This window comes from Mucilaginibacter sp. P1_A3, assembly GCF_056406855.1.
In genome coordinates this window covers 373765-387054 of sequence record NZ_JBFTZJ010000009.1, presented here as the reverse complement: position 1 = coordinate 387054, position 13290 = coordinate 373765, and the positions used below count along the sequence as shown (strand labels likewise).

Genomic DNA, 13290 nt, shown 5'->3' with positions numbered 1-13290 from the left:
AAAGAAAAATACTGGAAATGATTTATACGATCTGGACAACAGAAAAGAAATATGATAAAGCATACTTACAAAAAACAAATGCAGCAGCAGTATAAAAAGAGTTAGGGCGAATAAAACACGAAGTTATACCGCCCTAAACAGGCTGACATAAAGCCGCCTTAAGTAAACAAAATTAAAAATTATTTGATAATTAACACAGAATCTCTCTTCAACTTCGTTGGAAAGAGGGTCAAAAAAGTTAATTCTAAGTTTCAATTCCCTCTTTCCAACGAAGTTGAAGAGAGGGGTGTCGGGCGCAGCCTCGACGGGGTGAGTCTTAACCTTGGTTAGTTTCCGTCATTTCACCTTCAGAGTTTCGCGAAATTTTATCGTTCAGGATGACAAAAATTTTTTCAAAAAGCATCATGAAAAGTTGTAAAATTTGGAGAACTCTAAAGGAGGAAATAACAAGCGGCGAAAGACTTACGAAGTTTTAAAAACTTCGTAAGTCTGGGATTCTCCCCTTGTTATAAATACCTCACAATCGCAGCCTTATTAATGTGCTTCCAGCCAATTCAAGCCTGTACCAATCTCAACCATAATGGGTACAGTTGTTTGAATAGCAGTTTTCATATTATGCATAATAATAGGCTTCACTATTTCAATCTCGTTATTTGGCACGTCAAACACCAACTCATCATGCACCTGCATAGTCATGCGGGCCTCCAGGTTTTGGGCTTTAAATTCGCGGTGAATATTGATCATGGCTATCTTGATCATATCTGCAGCCGAGCCTTGTATGGGCGCGTTGATGGCATTTCGCTCGGCGAAGCCACGTACAGTCGCGTTGGCCGAATTGATATCCCTTAAATACCTGCGCCTACCCATCAGTGTGCATACATAACCATTCTCGCGGGCAAAGTTCATGGTATCACTCATGTATTGCTTAATACCAACAAACTGCGCAAAGTATTGCTCAATAATATCGGCAGCTTCCTTACGCGGAATGCCCAGGCTCTGCGATAAACCAAATGCCGATTGCCCGTAAATGATCCCGAAGTTAACGGCCTTGGCATTACGGCGTTGTTCGCTGGTTACTTCATCCAAAGCAATACCATAAACATTGGCAGCGGTTGCGGTGTGTATATCCAGGTTATCAACAAAGGCCTGCATCATGTTGGGATCTTTGCTGATCTCGGCAATAATGCGCAGCTCTATCTGCGAATAATCGGCAGATATAATGCTATGCCCGTTATCTCTTGGAATAAATGCTTTACGCACTTCGCGGCCACGCTCTGTACGGATAGGAATATTTTGAAGATTAGGATTAACGCTGCTCAATCTGCCTGTTGCAGCTACGGCCTGGTTATAAGAGGTGTGCACCCTGCCCGTTTTAGGATTTACCATGAGCGGCAAGGCATCAACATAAGTAGATTTTAGTTTTTGCAGCTGACGAAAATCTAATATATCCCTTACAATATCGCTTTTGGCAGCCAGGGAAAGCAATACATCTTCGCCTGTTTGATACTGACCGGTTTTGGTTTTCTTTGCCTTGGGATCAAGCATCAGTTTTTCAAAAAGCACTTCACCCAATTGTTTTGGTGACGCAATATTGAACCTCACTCCTGCTTTCTCAAAAACTGTTTTCTCTAATTTGGCTACATCCGTTTCTAACTCTTTGCTAAACTCACGAAGGGTATCATGGTCTATTTTCACGCCTTCGTACTCAATATCAGCCAGTACATATATCAATGGATGCTCTATTTCATGAATCAGCTTTTCGCTTTCAACTTCTTTTAATTTAGGTTCAAATACGGCTTTCAACTGCAGGGTAATGTCTGCATCTTCGGCTGCATATTCTTTTATTTTCCCTATCTCTACATCGCGCATGTTGCCTTGGTTTTTACCTTTGGCACCAATGAGCGAAGTGATAGAAACCGGCTTATAGTTCAGGTAATTTTCTGACAAAACATCCATACCATGGCGGGTATCCGGGTCTATAACATAATGCGCCATCATGGTATCAAACAGCTTGCCCTTAACCTGCACATCGTACCATTTCAGCACCAGGATATCAAATTTGAGGTTTTGCCCTATTTTACTGATTTTTTCATTTTCCAATACCGGCTTAAACTCGTTAACAATGCTTTTAACAGCTTCCTGGTCAACAGGTACAGGTATGTACCAGGCCTCGCCTGCCTTTACCGAGAATGAAAGACCTACCAATTCACAATTATTGGCGTCGGTGCCGGTTGTTTCCGTATCAAAACAAAACGACTCCTGCTGTTTCAGCATGGCAATTAAGCTGGCGCGTTTTTCAAAGGTATCGGCCAGGTGGTATTCGTGCGGAACGTTATCTATATTTTTAGAGGCAATAATAAAATCCTCCCGGATATCCTCTATATCAACGGTCATGGTAGTACGCCCGGTTGCAACCTCGTTGCCAAACAAATCTGTTTGCGTACCAGCAGGTTTCATTTCCGTAATGCTGAAATCATCGCCAAAAACACGTTTCCCCAGCGTGCGGAACTCCAGTTCGGCAAAAAGCGGCTCCAACAGTTCCTTGCTTGGCGCGCAAATCTCCAGCCCTTCCTCGTCCAACTCCACAGGCACATTCAAAAGAATAGTAGCCAGTTTTTTTGACAGCAAACCCTGCTCGGCAAATTGCTCTACGTTTTCGCGCTGCTTCCCTTTTAACTCATGGCTATGGGCGATGATCTCTTCCATAGAACCATATTGTTTAATAAGCGACTTCGCGGTTTTTTCGCCAATCCCCGGGATACCAGGAATATTATCTACCGCATCGCCCCATAAACCCAAAATATCTATTACCTGTTCAACACGTTCAATTTCCCATTTCTCCAGCACTTCCTTAACGCCCAATATCTCCATTTCGTTACCCATACGGGCGGGTTTGTAAATGCGGATATTATCAGATACCAGTTGTGCAAAATCCTTATCGGGTGTCATACAGTAAACCTGGTAACCTTTCTGTTCGGCTTTTTTGGCCAGGGTACCAATGATATCATCTGCCTCATACCCGTCTGATGTAATAACAGGGATATTGAAACCTAAAATCAGCTTAACCACATAAGGCAATGCTTTGGACAGATCCTCGGGCATGGCTTCGCGATGTGCTTTATAATGCTCATAATCTGTATGCCGTTCGGTTGGCGCTTCGGTATCAAAAACAACTGCCATGTGAGTTGGCTTTTCTTTTTTCAAAACATCCAGCAGGGTATTGGTAAACCCCATCACTGCCGATGTATTCATCCCGCCCGAGGTAAACCGCGGACTTTTACTCAAAGCAAAATGCGCCCGGTAAATAAGGGCCATACCATCCAAAAGAAATAGTTTTTTCATAATTAATTTTTCACGAATTACACGAATAGGGTCAAATTTTCACGAAACCCGCGTGCAATGGGCTTTTGCAAAGTACACGAATTTATACGATATTTTAGAATCACGCTTAATCAAATTCATCATTAAATAGATGCAAATCAATTTGTGTAAGTCAAAAAACCTCCACCACTAATTCGTGTAATTCGTTCTCATTTGTGCCATTCGTGTCTATTAAAATTCATGTAATTCGTTCTCATTTGTGCAATTCGTGTTTATTAAAATTTATAGCTACACTCCGGAATATGATCATTCACCATTCCTGTTGCCTGCATATGGGCGTAACAAATAGTGGTACCAAAGAATTTGAAGCCCCGCTTTTTCATGTCTTTGCTAATAGCGTCAGATTCGGCTGTGCTCGCAGGTATTTTGTGGAAGTGATTTATAATAGGCTTACCACCGGGCATAAAACTGTACAGGTATTTATCAAACGAGCCAAATTCCTGTTGAATGCCGATAAACAGCTTCGCATTGCTGATAGCCGCCAGAATTTTAAGTCGGTTGCGAATAATACCCACATCCTGCATCAGGCGTTCCACATCCTCATCTGTAAAGGCAGCTACTTTATGCACATCAAAATCTGCAAAGGCTTTTCTATAGCCATCTCTCCTACGCAAAATAGTGATCCAGCTTAAACCGGCCTGGGCCGATTCGAGGATTAAAAACTCAAACAGAATGTGGTCATCATGAACTTCCTTGCCCCATTCTTCATCGTGATACTTGATATAAAGTTCGTCGGTCCCGGCCCATGAGCAGCGGGTTATTTCGTTGGTTTGTTGATTCATCGTTGCCATAAAAATGTGTATGCTATGGTAAATTTATTGATGCATTGTTTTTGTAACACACTTATAATATTTTTAATAATCGGGTAAGGGGTCTCTCCATCAGCTTGAATTTCGATGGGTAACGTTGCGTAATGTAATTTAACTGAGGCTCGTTCTGCACACTTTACCCAATTATAAAATTCATCATTACATGATAAATCCGGCAGAATACCGGCCTGGGAGTAATAGTCAGAAACATTGTAATAATTGTTAATATACCGCTTTAATGCACTCAGGGGCATGCCGATAACATCGGTTTTGCCAAATTTGGTTACTTCTCCCCCGGTAAATGGGATATGATATATTTCGGCCATTTGTTTTAAAACATCTTCGCGTATTTCAGGAGATTTAAGTGCGAGCATAACTTTGTTTTGTCCAACCAAAACACTTATGAAGTCAAAATCCGGATCACGCGTATTAAATGAATGCCCAGCTGGTAAATTGATATTGATGGGATAACGTGCAACCGGTTTTCCGTAAACCAGCAAAAACATCAGTATAATTAATGCTAAATTAACCATAGGAAACATGTCAACATAAAACAGTTTGCGGCTTGATTTAGACTTATACATAAGTTTAGGATTAAGTGATAACAATTATAAACATGCACCGCACAACTATTGGATCTCCGCTGCACTGGCCGACCTTCTTTCACCTACGGTGCAAAGAGGGTAAGGAAATTTATTTTTCTGCCCCTCTATGCGCGAAGCGGAGAGAAAGGTGACAAGCGAAGCGATGTCGGGGTGAGTCGACTCGTCGCCATGCATCCAGATATCACGGATTTACCAATTGCAACCACTCAGCGGTTAGCTAAACCTCATTCAACTCATCCCAATACTCCACTGCCCGGCGGTAATGCGGTATAACGATGGAGCCTCCTACCAGGTTGGCAATCATAAAGATCTCGTTCATTTCATCGTGCTTTACACCAGCCTCAAAGCATTTGCCGAGGTGATATTTAATACAGTCATCGCAACGCAACACCATGCTGGCTACCAGGCCCAGCATTTCTTTGGTTTTTACATCAAGGGCTCCATCGGCATAACTGGTGGTATCAAGCGCGAAAAAGCGTTTGATGTTGGTGTTAGCAGTCTCCATTATCCTGTCGTTCATTTTAGAACGATAGGCGTCAAATTCTTCTATTAGTTTTCCCACTTTTTAATTATTGAGTTATTGAATGCCTTAACAATAGCAAATTGTTGGATTAGTGATTGCCTCAAATAATTTATAAAATTACCTTTAGCCATTTACCCTACAATTTTACTAATTTATTTAGCATTTAAAGTTATAAATCTTTATTTTTATCTCAAGAATTTTATTTCAATTTTTACCGAACAATCAAAGAAAACATGGAAAGTTTATCACCCAATATTTTTGTTAAGGATATTAACGAAACCATCAAATTTTACCAGCTGCTGGGTTTCGAGCTGGTAGTTACCGTGCCCGAAACCGGCAACAACCTGGTGTGGGCTATGATGGCCAAAGGTAATGTTACGTTTATGTTTCAAACCATGGCCAGCCTGGGCGAGGAACTGCCCGATATCAGCCGGCAGGATGGAGCCTCCATGCTATTCTATATCAAACTTAAAAACATCCGCACTTTTTTTGAGGGGATAAAAGAGCTTGTACCTGTAATTAAAGGACTGGAAACCACTTTTTATGGGGCTACCGAATTTTCTATCAAGGATAATAACAATTATGTGCTGACTTTTGCGGAGGATGAGTAGTAACTCCTGTTTTAAAAGTTTTTTTTGCACCCCCTCATGAGTAATGACGGTAATTTATATTCTTTTCAATGATCAACTTTAAACGTGCCGACCACATTCACATTTGCGTTTCACCAGAAAAACTGGAGGAGGCAAAACTATTTTATACCAACGTTATCGGGCTGGAATTGATTGAAAGGCCCGATGTATTCACTTCTGCAGGTTATTGGTTCGCTATCGGCAATATTGATCTACATATTGGTGTTGAACACTTATTGCCGCGCACCATCAGGCATAGCGCTTTTGAGGTAACGAGTATTGTTGCTGCCCGAAAACATCTGCAAGATCACGGTATTGAAATTGTGGAAGAGCCCAAAATTGCAGGGCGTGAACGGTTTGCTTTTATAGATCCCTTTGGTAACCGGATGGAGTTGCTAGAGATGACCAGGTAGTGTTATTTATTCCAATTACTGAGCCAAAGCATCCTCTAACTGCTTAATTAATACATCTCTGTTCATGGGGAAACCGGCTTTTGATTGTTCGTACGATCCATCTTTTTTGATCACTACATAAGTAGGATAACCGTTGCCTTTTACCTTCGCCATAATATCTTGAGATAGGTTTTTGTTGGCCAAGATATGTGTACCTTTTAAATCAAAGTAGGCTATAAGGTTTTTCCATTCCTTTTCGTTTTGTAAATCAAAATTGGCAACATATAAATAACTTAACCCTTTATCTTTAAAATGGGCTTTTATAGCAGCACTATTTTTTTCAATTTCTCCACGGCATGGTCCGCACCATGTTCCCCACATATCTAATAGTATGGTTTTCCCTTTTGTAATTGCAAGTACCTCATCAAAATTATTAAGCCTTATACCATTATCGGTAACAAAAACCATATCAGCTGTCAGGCTTTGCCGCTGCTTTCTTTTAACGGTATCAATTGAAGGACTAAACCACTCCACATATTTACTGTGTGGGTACCGCTGTTTAAAGCGCTCAAAGATCTGGACTATATTTTTAGGATTTCGATCCCCCATAGCATTGTCAAATAACACCGCGTAAAGGTATTCGGCCGCCCTTCCTGTAAAATATTTATTGATGATCTTTTCTTTCAGAAAGTTTTGCTGATCTTCATTAAATAGTTTTGGCCCGACGGTTGTATCGGACTTATACCATTCTTTAAAAAAAGCTACGGGATTTTTAAAACTTTCACCCCATAGCCTTTCCTTTTCTCGCATTAGAAAACTGCGAATCAAGCCTGTATAACTATTGGAGATTAGAGCATCGTTATTGTTAAGTTTAATTATTGCAAACAAGCTGTCGTTTACATGTTGCCATTTGTCAAAATTTCGGGTATATGCATCCCGTACCTGGAATTTATTATTTTCTTTAAAATTATAATAAGTGTTTGCCGCATTATATTGCACATTATAATTGATGTTTTTTATAAAAGCCGCTGTGGGTTTAAATTGTTTAATATAACTTTCGGCGTTACTTTTATAAAATGATTGTTGATGGTTGATAACATCTATAACCCGATTAGGTATTGTATCACCGTAATACTTCATTAAATCAATGTCGCCGAAACTCCCAATTAATGGTTGGTTGTTGTTTGCTCCTTTGCCGGTAACAACAATACCATTATTGTTTTTACTAAAATCGACCTTAAAAAAAAGATTATCTCCCGGCGACAAAAAGAAAACATATCTCAACGAATTAGAACGGGTTGAATCTCTTGAACAGAAAAAGGAAACAAATCTTGGCTGAGTTAAATTGAAGGCATATGACAATTTATATCCTTTACCTAAATGAATATCGATATCTCCTTTTTTCAGATAATCAAAATCAAAGGCATCACTGGTGGACAATGAACAATCAGGATTAGCAGAATTTAACAAGGTGATATGTAAAACCGCTTTCTGAGCTGCGGCTACTTTTAGAATAAATAAAAAAACAATAAATCCGACAAAAGGTTTTTTCATGATTAGGTAGGATTTGTAGAGTGAATAACGATATTTTTTAAACATTGTTATATCCTACCCTCAATCACAACGCCAGCTCAATATTAGGATCCCAATACACCGTTTTAAAATCCTGCACCTGGTCGTCAACTACTTTTACGCCTTCGCTTTCCAGCATCTCCTGCATGGTGCTACCGCCGAAATGAAATTTAGCGGTGAGCAAGCCTTGCCTGTTAACTACCCTATGTGCCGGAACCGGTGGATTAACCCTGCCAGCCGCTTGCATGGCGTAGCCCACCACGCGCGAGGAGCCTTTGGTGCCCAGGTATGAGGCAATAGCACCATAAGAAGTTACCCGGCCTTTAGGTATCAGCCGGGCAACCTGGTAAACTTTATCGAAAAAATTGATATCTTCCATTGATTAACCTACGCAAAAGAAAACTTAAGGTAGTTAATGTTCTTATTATCTTTTAAATATTTTTTCTCGTAGTAAGTTTTAATGGATAAAACCTCATCTGCATATTCCGAATGATATAGATCTTCGGTTTTAGCATGCAGTTTCAGTTTTAGCTCTTCTATCTTTTCGGCAGTATAAGCATGCAGGTCGTCATTATCCGTTTTAAGGTTAACACAGCCCGATGGTTTTAGGATTTCAATATACTTATCTAAAAAGCGTGGCGATGTGAGGCGTTTCTTTTCGCGACTTAACTGCGGCTGCGGATCGGGGAAGGTGATCCAAATTTCATCAACTTCTCCATCGGCAAAGTAATCCAGCAGGTTCTCTATTTGTATCCTCAGGAAGGCAACATTAGTTACGTTATCTTCAATAGCGGTTTTAGCGCCGCGCCATATACGGTTACCCTTGTAATCAATACCAATAAAATTTTTATCGGGGAATAAATTGGCCAGGTTTACGGTGTATTCGCCCTTACCACAGGCAAGCTCCAAAACTACAGGGTTGTTGTTATTGAAAAAACCGGTATTCCATTGTCCCTTAAAAGGTTTACCGGCATCTAACTGTAATACATTACTAAAGGTATCAATCTCAGCAAAGCGTTTTAACTTATCTTTTCCCACTTTATATTTTAAAAATAAAGTGCAAAAATAGGTTTTTATGTTAATTGAGCAGAACGCGGTTTAAAATAGCTTTAAACAACTGCCCCGGTTGCCGGTTTTTTATAAGGTTCAGGCTTATAATCGCCAGTTGATTTCTTTTTGGTGAATTTTTCAAAAATCCCCTTTACTGTACCCCAAATGCCCGAAACCGAATCTTCGTTAACGTAGTTTGATGCTTTTTGTGATACCAGCCCTACCAATGTTTTAATTAAAAAATTGGAGTTTTTAAAAATGGTTTTATTTAGGGTTAAGGGAATAACGAACCGCGAAATAAGGTTTATAATATCCGGATGAAAAAGCCCTGAACTGCGCACACCATCACTATCAACAGAGCGCGGAAACATTGACAGAACAGATGAAAATATGGCAGAAGGACTACTAAAACGCGCCTTTAATGCAAAGCTTTGCTGACTCTCCAATGTTTTCAGCCTGAAAATCTCGTCCTGCAAATCGTTTATACTTCTTATTTTATAACTCATTGTGACTACCGTTTAAATATTTTCTGGATAAAGATGTTAGCCAAAGGCTTTTCAAAAGCACGTTTATTAAGCTTTATAATAATGGCGATTATTAAATAAATAAGGGCCACGCAACCAAAGCCCTCCCACAATGATTGAAACAGATCACCTAAATAAAAAGCGAGTGTAAAACTGGCAAATATAAAAGCCAGTAACATGCTTATTGCAACAATAACATCGGTAATAACGCTTGCTAAAATTGAAGTACTCCCGTCTATAGCCTCATATTTTAAAAGTTTAAAACGCGTTTCGGCGTATTCCTTTAACTGATCGATAATGGGCGGTAATGGTGGTGGTGTTTCTTTTTGGGCTTCCATAGGTGTTTGTTTGTTTTATAATTTTATAATCCCGGATAATTCACACAAAATGAATTATCCGGGTAATTTAAAATTATGCATGTTCCAAATCGTCCTGGTACTCTTCTTCGGCACCCCTTATCTTTGATTTAATGTTTTCAACTACCTTGTCTTTTAACCCAACAAGGTTATCAATTTCTGCCGCAGCGGTTTCTTTTATAGAGTCGCCAAGGTTCTTTAATGATTCTGTAAGTTTATCGCGTGTTTCGCCCCCTTTATCCGGAGCAAATAAAATACCTAAAGCTGCTCCTGCCGCCAGGCCTGCAAGTAAAGCAACAACTACTTTTGTGTTATCGTTCATTGGAATATAATTTAAAGTTGAACATTGATTGATTAATACTAAATACCTTGCCAAATATCATCAATTGTATTATTTGTATACAATTTCTGTATAAATAGTTTTTTTACTTATTGTGTTTTTGATACTGTGTTTACAAAAGTGAGCATTATAACTGTCAGTTTTCTGGCACTGTACGTATCCTTTCCAGTCGGTCGGCAGCTAAACGGTTCGTTTCATAAATCTCCAGTAACAATAAAAAGTAAGATAACAAAACCGGACCAAAAACCAAGCCCAAAATTCCAAAAAGAGGAATTCCGATGAATACCCCAACGATAGATATAATAGGATGCGTATTGGCTATGCGTTTGTTAATGATCATTCTTAGAAAATTATCAACGTTGCCAATAAACAATAAGCCATAAGCCAGCAACAAAACTCCCTGCCAGTTATGGCCCTGTGCAAATAAAACTATACTTGCCGGTATACACAATGTTGGCGCGCCCACAACCGGTAAAAACGAAATAAATACAGCTATAACTCCCCAGAATACCGGGTCGGGTATGCCAAATATCAAAAAGCCATTTGCCAGCAGCACACCCTGTGTCAGGGCTATTATTCCTTGTCCTAAAACGTTAGAATAGGTAGAATCGCGCAGGGCGGCTGCAAATTTTAACGCGTGCTGTTCACGAAAAGGCGCATATTTGAGCAATCCGGCTTCAAACTCACTCATCTGTGTAAGCATAAAGTACAAAATAAAGTACAAAACCAGCAATGTAATAATAATGCTGGCCGCGCTGCTTAATATGGATGGGAACAAACCTGCGCCAATGCTGCCCAGTTTTTGAAGTGTATCTTCGGCAAAGTGTGGCTGATTGAGGTTTGCACCCGCAAAAGCATCAATTTTTGAAGTCCATTGATCAATAGGAAGATCTTTAATATTTATACTCGATATTTTGCCTACCACCATTATGCTTAGCGTAAGAAAAGGGATAACGATAATAATAAGGGAGGTGAAAATAATGAGCAGGGCTACCAGCGAGCCGTTCCAGCCCCTTTTATCGGACAGGTTAATATACAAAGGCCTAAAAATAGTGTATAGCACAATGGCGCCGAGTATGCTGCTAAACAAACCGCTAAGCGCGTAAAGCAAAAAGCACCCCAATATAATGATGCTTGCCAGGATGATGTTGTTGCGCTGCTTATAATTAAAAATTGACATTAAAGGCTTAGCTAAAGAATCAAAAGGTTAAAGTCAGGAATCCGGGTAGAAAAAAGCACCAAAACCAATATCTCTTGATTCCTATATCTTAATTCTCTTCCATATTAAACAAAAAAACGCCAAAAAGTTTTGGCGTTTTTTAAAAGAATATCCTTTGTATTTAATTTAATGAGTATCGTTTAACAGGTCATTTATTTTGGTTGAACTTGTTGAAATAGTATCAATATAAAACATGCAATCCTCGCTGATATCGGGCAGTTCATACTTTAGCTGTTCAAGCGCAAGGTGAATGTTTGAAAGCTGATTTTTTATGTCGTGCTTTAACTTGCGCAGGTTTTCATCCTCGCCTGTCCCCTGATTTTGTAGTAAATCCATCTTTTATTTAAGGTTGATGGCTTTCATTTTGTTATACAGCGTTTTCCTGTCTATCTTCAATATCTCGGCGGCCTTGGTCTTGTTAAAGTTCACTTCTCTTAAAACCCTTATAATGGTTTCATATTCTGCTTCAAGCGCCGCGTTTTTCAAATCATGACGATTTTCCCTTATTTCCGGCGCATCATGTGGTATTGAATTAGAATTATGGGAGTGCTCAAACGATGGTGTTTTAAAATTTGATATCTCCAAAGGCAATGCCTTCATCGTGATCTCATTATCCTCGGCAAGTAAAGCCGCCCTCCTGATCACGTTCTTCAGTTCGCGGATATTTCCCGGCCAGCGGTAATTCATAAAACAATCAATTACCTCGGGCGAAAAAGTATCTACATTACGTCCCAATTCATTGTTGGCTATCCTTAAAAAATGATCGGCCAGCAGCATGATGTCATTACCACGTTCGCGCAAAGGCGGCATATATATAGTAAACTCGTTAAAACGATGATACAGATCTTCCCTGAATCTTCCTTTTTGTATGCCCTCCTGCAGACTTTCATTAGTGGCTATAATAATGCGTACATCCAGATCAATCTCCTTAGTACTGCCTATTCTTTTAACCTTACGCTCCTGTACGGTACGCAATAAGGCAGCCTGAATTTCATAGGATAGGTTGCCTACCTCGTCCAAAAACAAAGTGCCCCCATTAGCCATTTCAAAGTGACCTATTTTTGTATATAGCGCCCCGGTAAATGATCCTTTTTCGTGACCAAAAAACTCACTTGCAGCAAGCTCTTTTGTTAATGAGCCGCAATCCATAGCTATAAAGGGCTGATTATGACGAGGGCTGTTCAGGTGGATGCTTTTGGCTACAGATTCTTTACCCGTACCGCTTTCGCCCAAAATAATCACACTGTAATTGGTTGGTGCAACCAATTCAATCTGCCGCAAAAGCTCCTTGGAAGTTTTGCTGACACCTGCAACAAACTCACTTGCAAAAACCTGCTTTTTGTTCTCCTTGCTTTTTGATTTATCAGCAACTACCGTAACAGCATTTCCCGACTCTTCGACCAGTGCGTAATGGGTTTCAAAGGCTTTATTAATGGTATTTAATATCTCGTCGGGGTACAAAGGCTTGGTGATATAGTCATAGGCTCCCATTTTAATGAGCTCGACAGCCATTTTTATATCCGAGTAGCCTGTAATAATAATAACACCCGTTTTGGGATAATGCATTTTTATATTACGCAACATTTCGCGGCCATCGGTATCCTCCAGCCTAAAATCGCAAAGCACCAGGTTGTACTCGCTTTCTTTAAGTGCCTCCATTCCGCCTGTGCCGCTTGTTGCGGTCTTTACATCAAAACCATTGCGTATTAAAAATTTAGATAGCAATAAGCCTACATTAACTTCATCATCAATGATGAGGATTTTCTTCATATCAGTTATAACAGGTGATGGTAAATGTATTAAAGGCGTTAAGTTACAAACAATGTTGCTAATTTGATGATGTTTTGTTGAATAATAGTTGTTCACAGGTTAAAAAAATGTCAGAGAACA

Annotated in this window: 15 protein-coding genes; 2 read left to right on the top strand and 13 right to left on the bottom strand. The window is 39.7% G+C overall.

The features are described from left to right. Window positions 1-534: 534 nt before the first annotated feature. From polA to AC1D0K_RS21190, 4 genes are all read right to left on the bottom strand, one after another. Window positions 535-3342, bottom strand: a complete 2808-nt coding sequence (gene polA, locus AC1D0K_RS21205) for a DNA polymerase I (RefSeq protein WP_477398897.1) — start codon at window positions 3340-3342, stop codon at window positions 535-537. A gap of 254 nt (window positions 3343-3596) precedes the next feature. After that, on the bottom strand, window positions 3597-4163 hold the full coding sequence (locus AC1D0K_RS21200) for a DNA-3-methyladenine glycosylase I (protein WP_477443457.1): 567 nt from the start codon (window positions 4161-4163) through the stop codon (window positions 3597-3599). Further along, the gene (locus tag AC1D0K_RS21195; RefSeq protein WP_477398893.1) at window positions 4160-4774 is read right to left on the bottom strand and encodes a biopolymer transporter ExbD; all 615 of its coding nucleotides are present in this window, start codon (window positions 4772-4774) and stop codon (window positions 4160-4162) included. Before AC1D0K_RS21195 ends, AC1D0K_RS21200 begins: the two co-directional genes overlap by 4 nt. 238 nt (window positions 4775-5012) lie before the next feature. Continuing rightward, complete coding sequence (locus AC1D0K_RS21190; RefSeq protein WP_477398891.1) at window positions 5013-5357, bottom strand: carboxymuconolactone decarboxylase family protein; 345 nt, start codon at window positions 5355-5357, stop codon at window positions 5013-5015. A gap of 194 nt (window positions 5358-5551) precedes the next feature. Between AC1D0K_RS21190 and AC1D0K_RS21185 the strand changes: the two genes are divergently transcribed. Both AC1D0K_RS21185 and AC1D0K_RS21180 read left to right on the top strand, forming a co-directional pair. Continuing rightward, window positions 5552-5929, top strand: coding sequence for a VOC family protein (locus AC1D0K_RS21185; protein WP_477398889.1), 378 nt, complete (start codon window positions 5552-5554; stop codon window positions 5927-5929). Window positions 5930-5997: 68 nt separating this feature from the next. After that, window positions 5998-6360, top strand: coding sequence for a VOC family protein (locus AC1D0K_RS21180; protein ID WP_477398887.1), 363 nt, complete (start codon window positions 5998-6000; stop codon window positions 6358-6360). 15 nt (window positions 6361-6375) lie between these two features. Here the strand turns inward: AC1D0K_RS21180 and AC1D0K_RS21175 are convergent, their stop codons facing one another. From AC1D0K_RS21175 to AC1D0K_RS21135, 9 genes are all read right to left on the bottom strand, one after another. Beyond that, a complete protein-coding gene (locus tag AC1D0K_RS21175; protein WP_477398885.1) occupies window positions 6376-7893 on the bottom strand; it encodes a TlpA family protein disulfide reductase in 1518 nt (505 codons plus the stop codon). Between the two features lie 64 nt (window positions 7894-7957). Beyond that, window positions 7958-8290 carry an MGMT family protein gene (locus AC1D0K_RS21170; RefSeq protein WP_477398883.1) on the bottom strand — a complete coding sequence of 111 codons (333 nt, stop codon included), beginning with the start codon at window positions 8288-8290 and terminating at the stop codon, window positions 7958-7960. A gap of 8 nt (window positions 8291-8298) precedes the next feature. Further along, window positions 8299-8949 (bottom strand): tRNA (guanosine(46)-N7)-methyltransferase TrmB, encoded by a 651-nt coding sequence (trmB, locus tag AC1D0K_RS21165; protein WP_477398881.1) that lies wholly within the window; start codon window positions 8947-8949, stop codon window positions 8299-8301. A 71-nt stretch (window positions 8950-9020) separates the two neighbouring features. After that, complete coding sequence (locus AC1D0K_RS21160; RefSeq protein WP_477398879.1) at window positions 9021-9467, bottom strand: hypothetical protein; 447 nt, start codon at window positions 9465-9467, stop codon at window positions 9021-9023. Window positions 9468-9472: 5 nt separating this feature from the next. After that, window positions 9473-9823 (bottom strand): phage holin family protein, encoded by a 351-nt coding sequence (locus tag AC1D0K_RS21155; RefSeq protein ID WP_477398877.1) that lies wholly within the window; start codon window positions 9821-9823, stop codon window positions 9473-9475. A 73-nt stretch (window positions 9824-9896) separates the two neighbouring features. Beyond that, entirely contained in the window at window positions 9897-10163 is a 267-nt protein-coding gene (locus tag AC1D0K_RS21150; RefSeq protein ID WP_147052900.1) for a YtxH domain-containing protein, read from the bottom strand. 154 nt (window positions 10164-10317) lie between these two features. Beyond that, window positions 10318-11361 (bottom strand): AI-2E family transporter, encoded by a 1044-nt coding sequence (locus tag AC1D0K_RS21145; protein WP_295721420.1) that lies wholly within the window; start codon window positions 11359-11361, stop codon window positions 10318-10320. A 165-nt stretch (window positions 11362-11526) separates the two neighbouring features. Beyond that, the gene (locus AC1D0K_RS21140) at window positions 11527-11736 is read right to left on the bottom strand and encodes a hypothetical protein (RefSeq protein WP_295721422.1); all 210 of its coding nucleotides are present in this window, start codon (window positions 11734-11736) and stop codon (window positions 11527-11529) included. A 3-nt stretch (window positions 11737-11739) separates the two neighbouring features. Continuing rightward, window positions 11740-13170, bottom strand: coding sequence for a sigma-54-dependent transcriptional regulator (locus AC1D0K_RS21135; protein WP_477398403.1), 1431 nt, complete (start codon window positions 13168-13170; stop codon window positions 11740-11742). Between the last annotated feature and the right edge of the window lie 120 nt (window positions 13171-13290).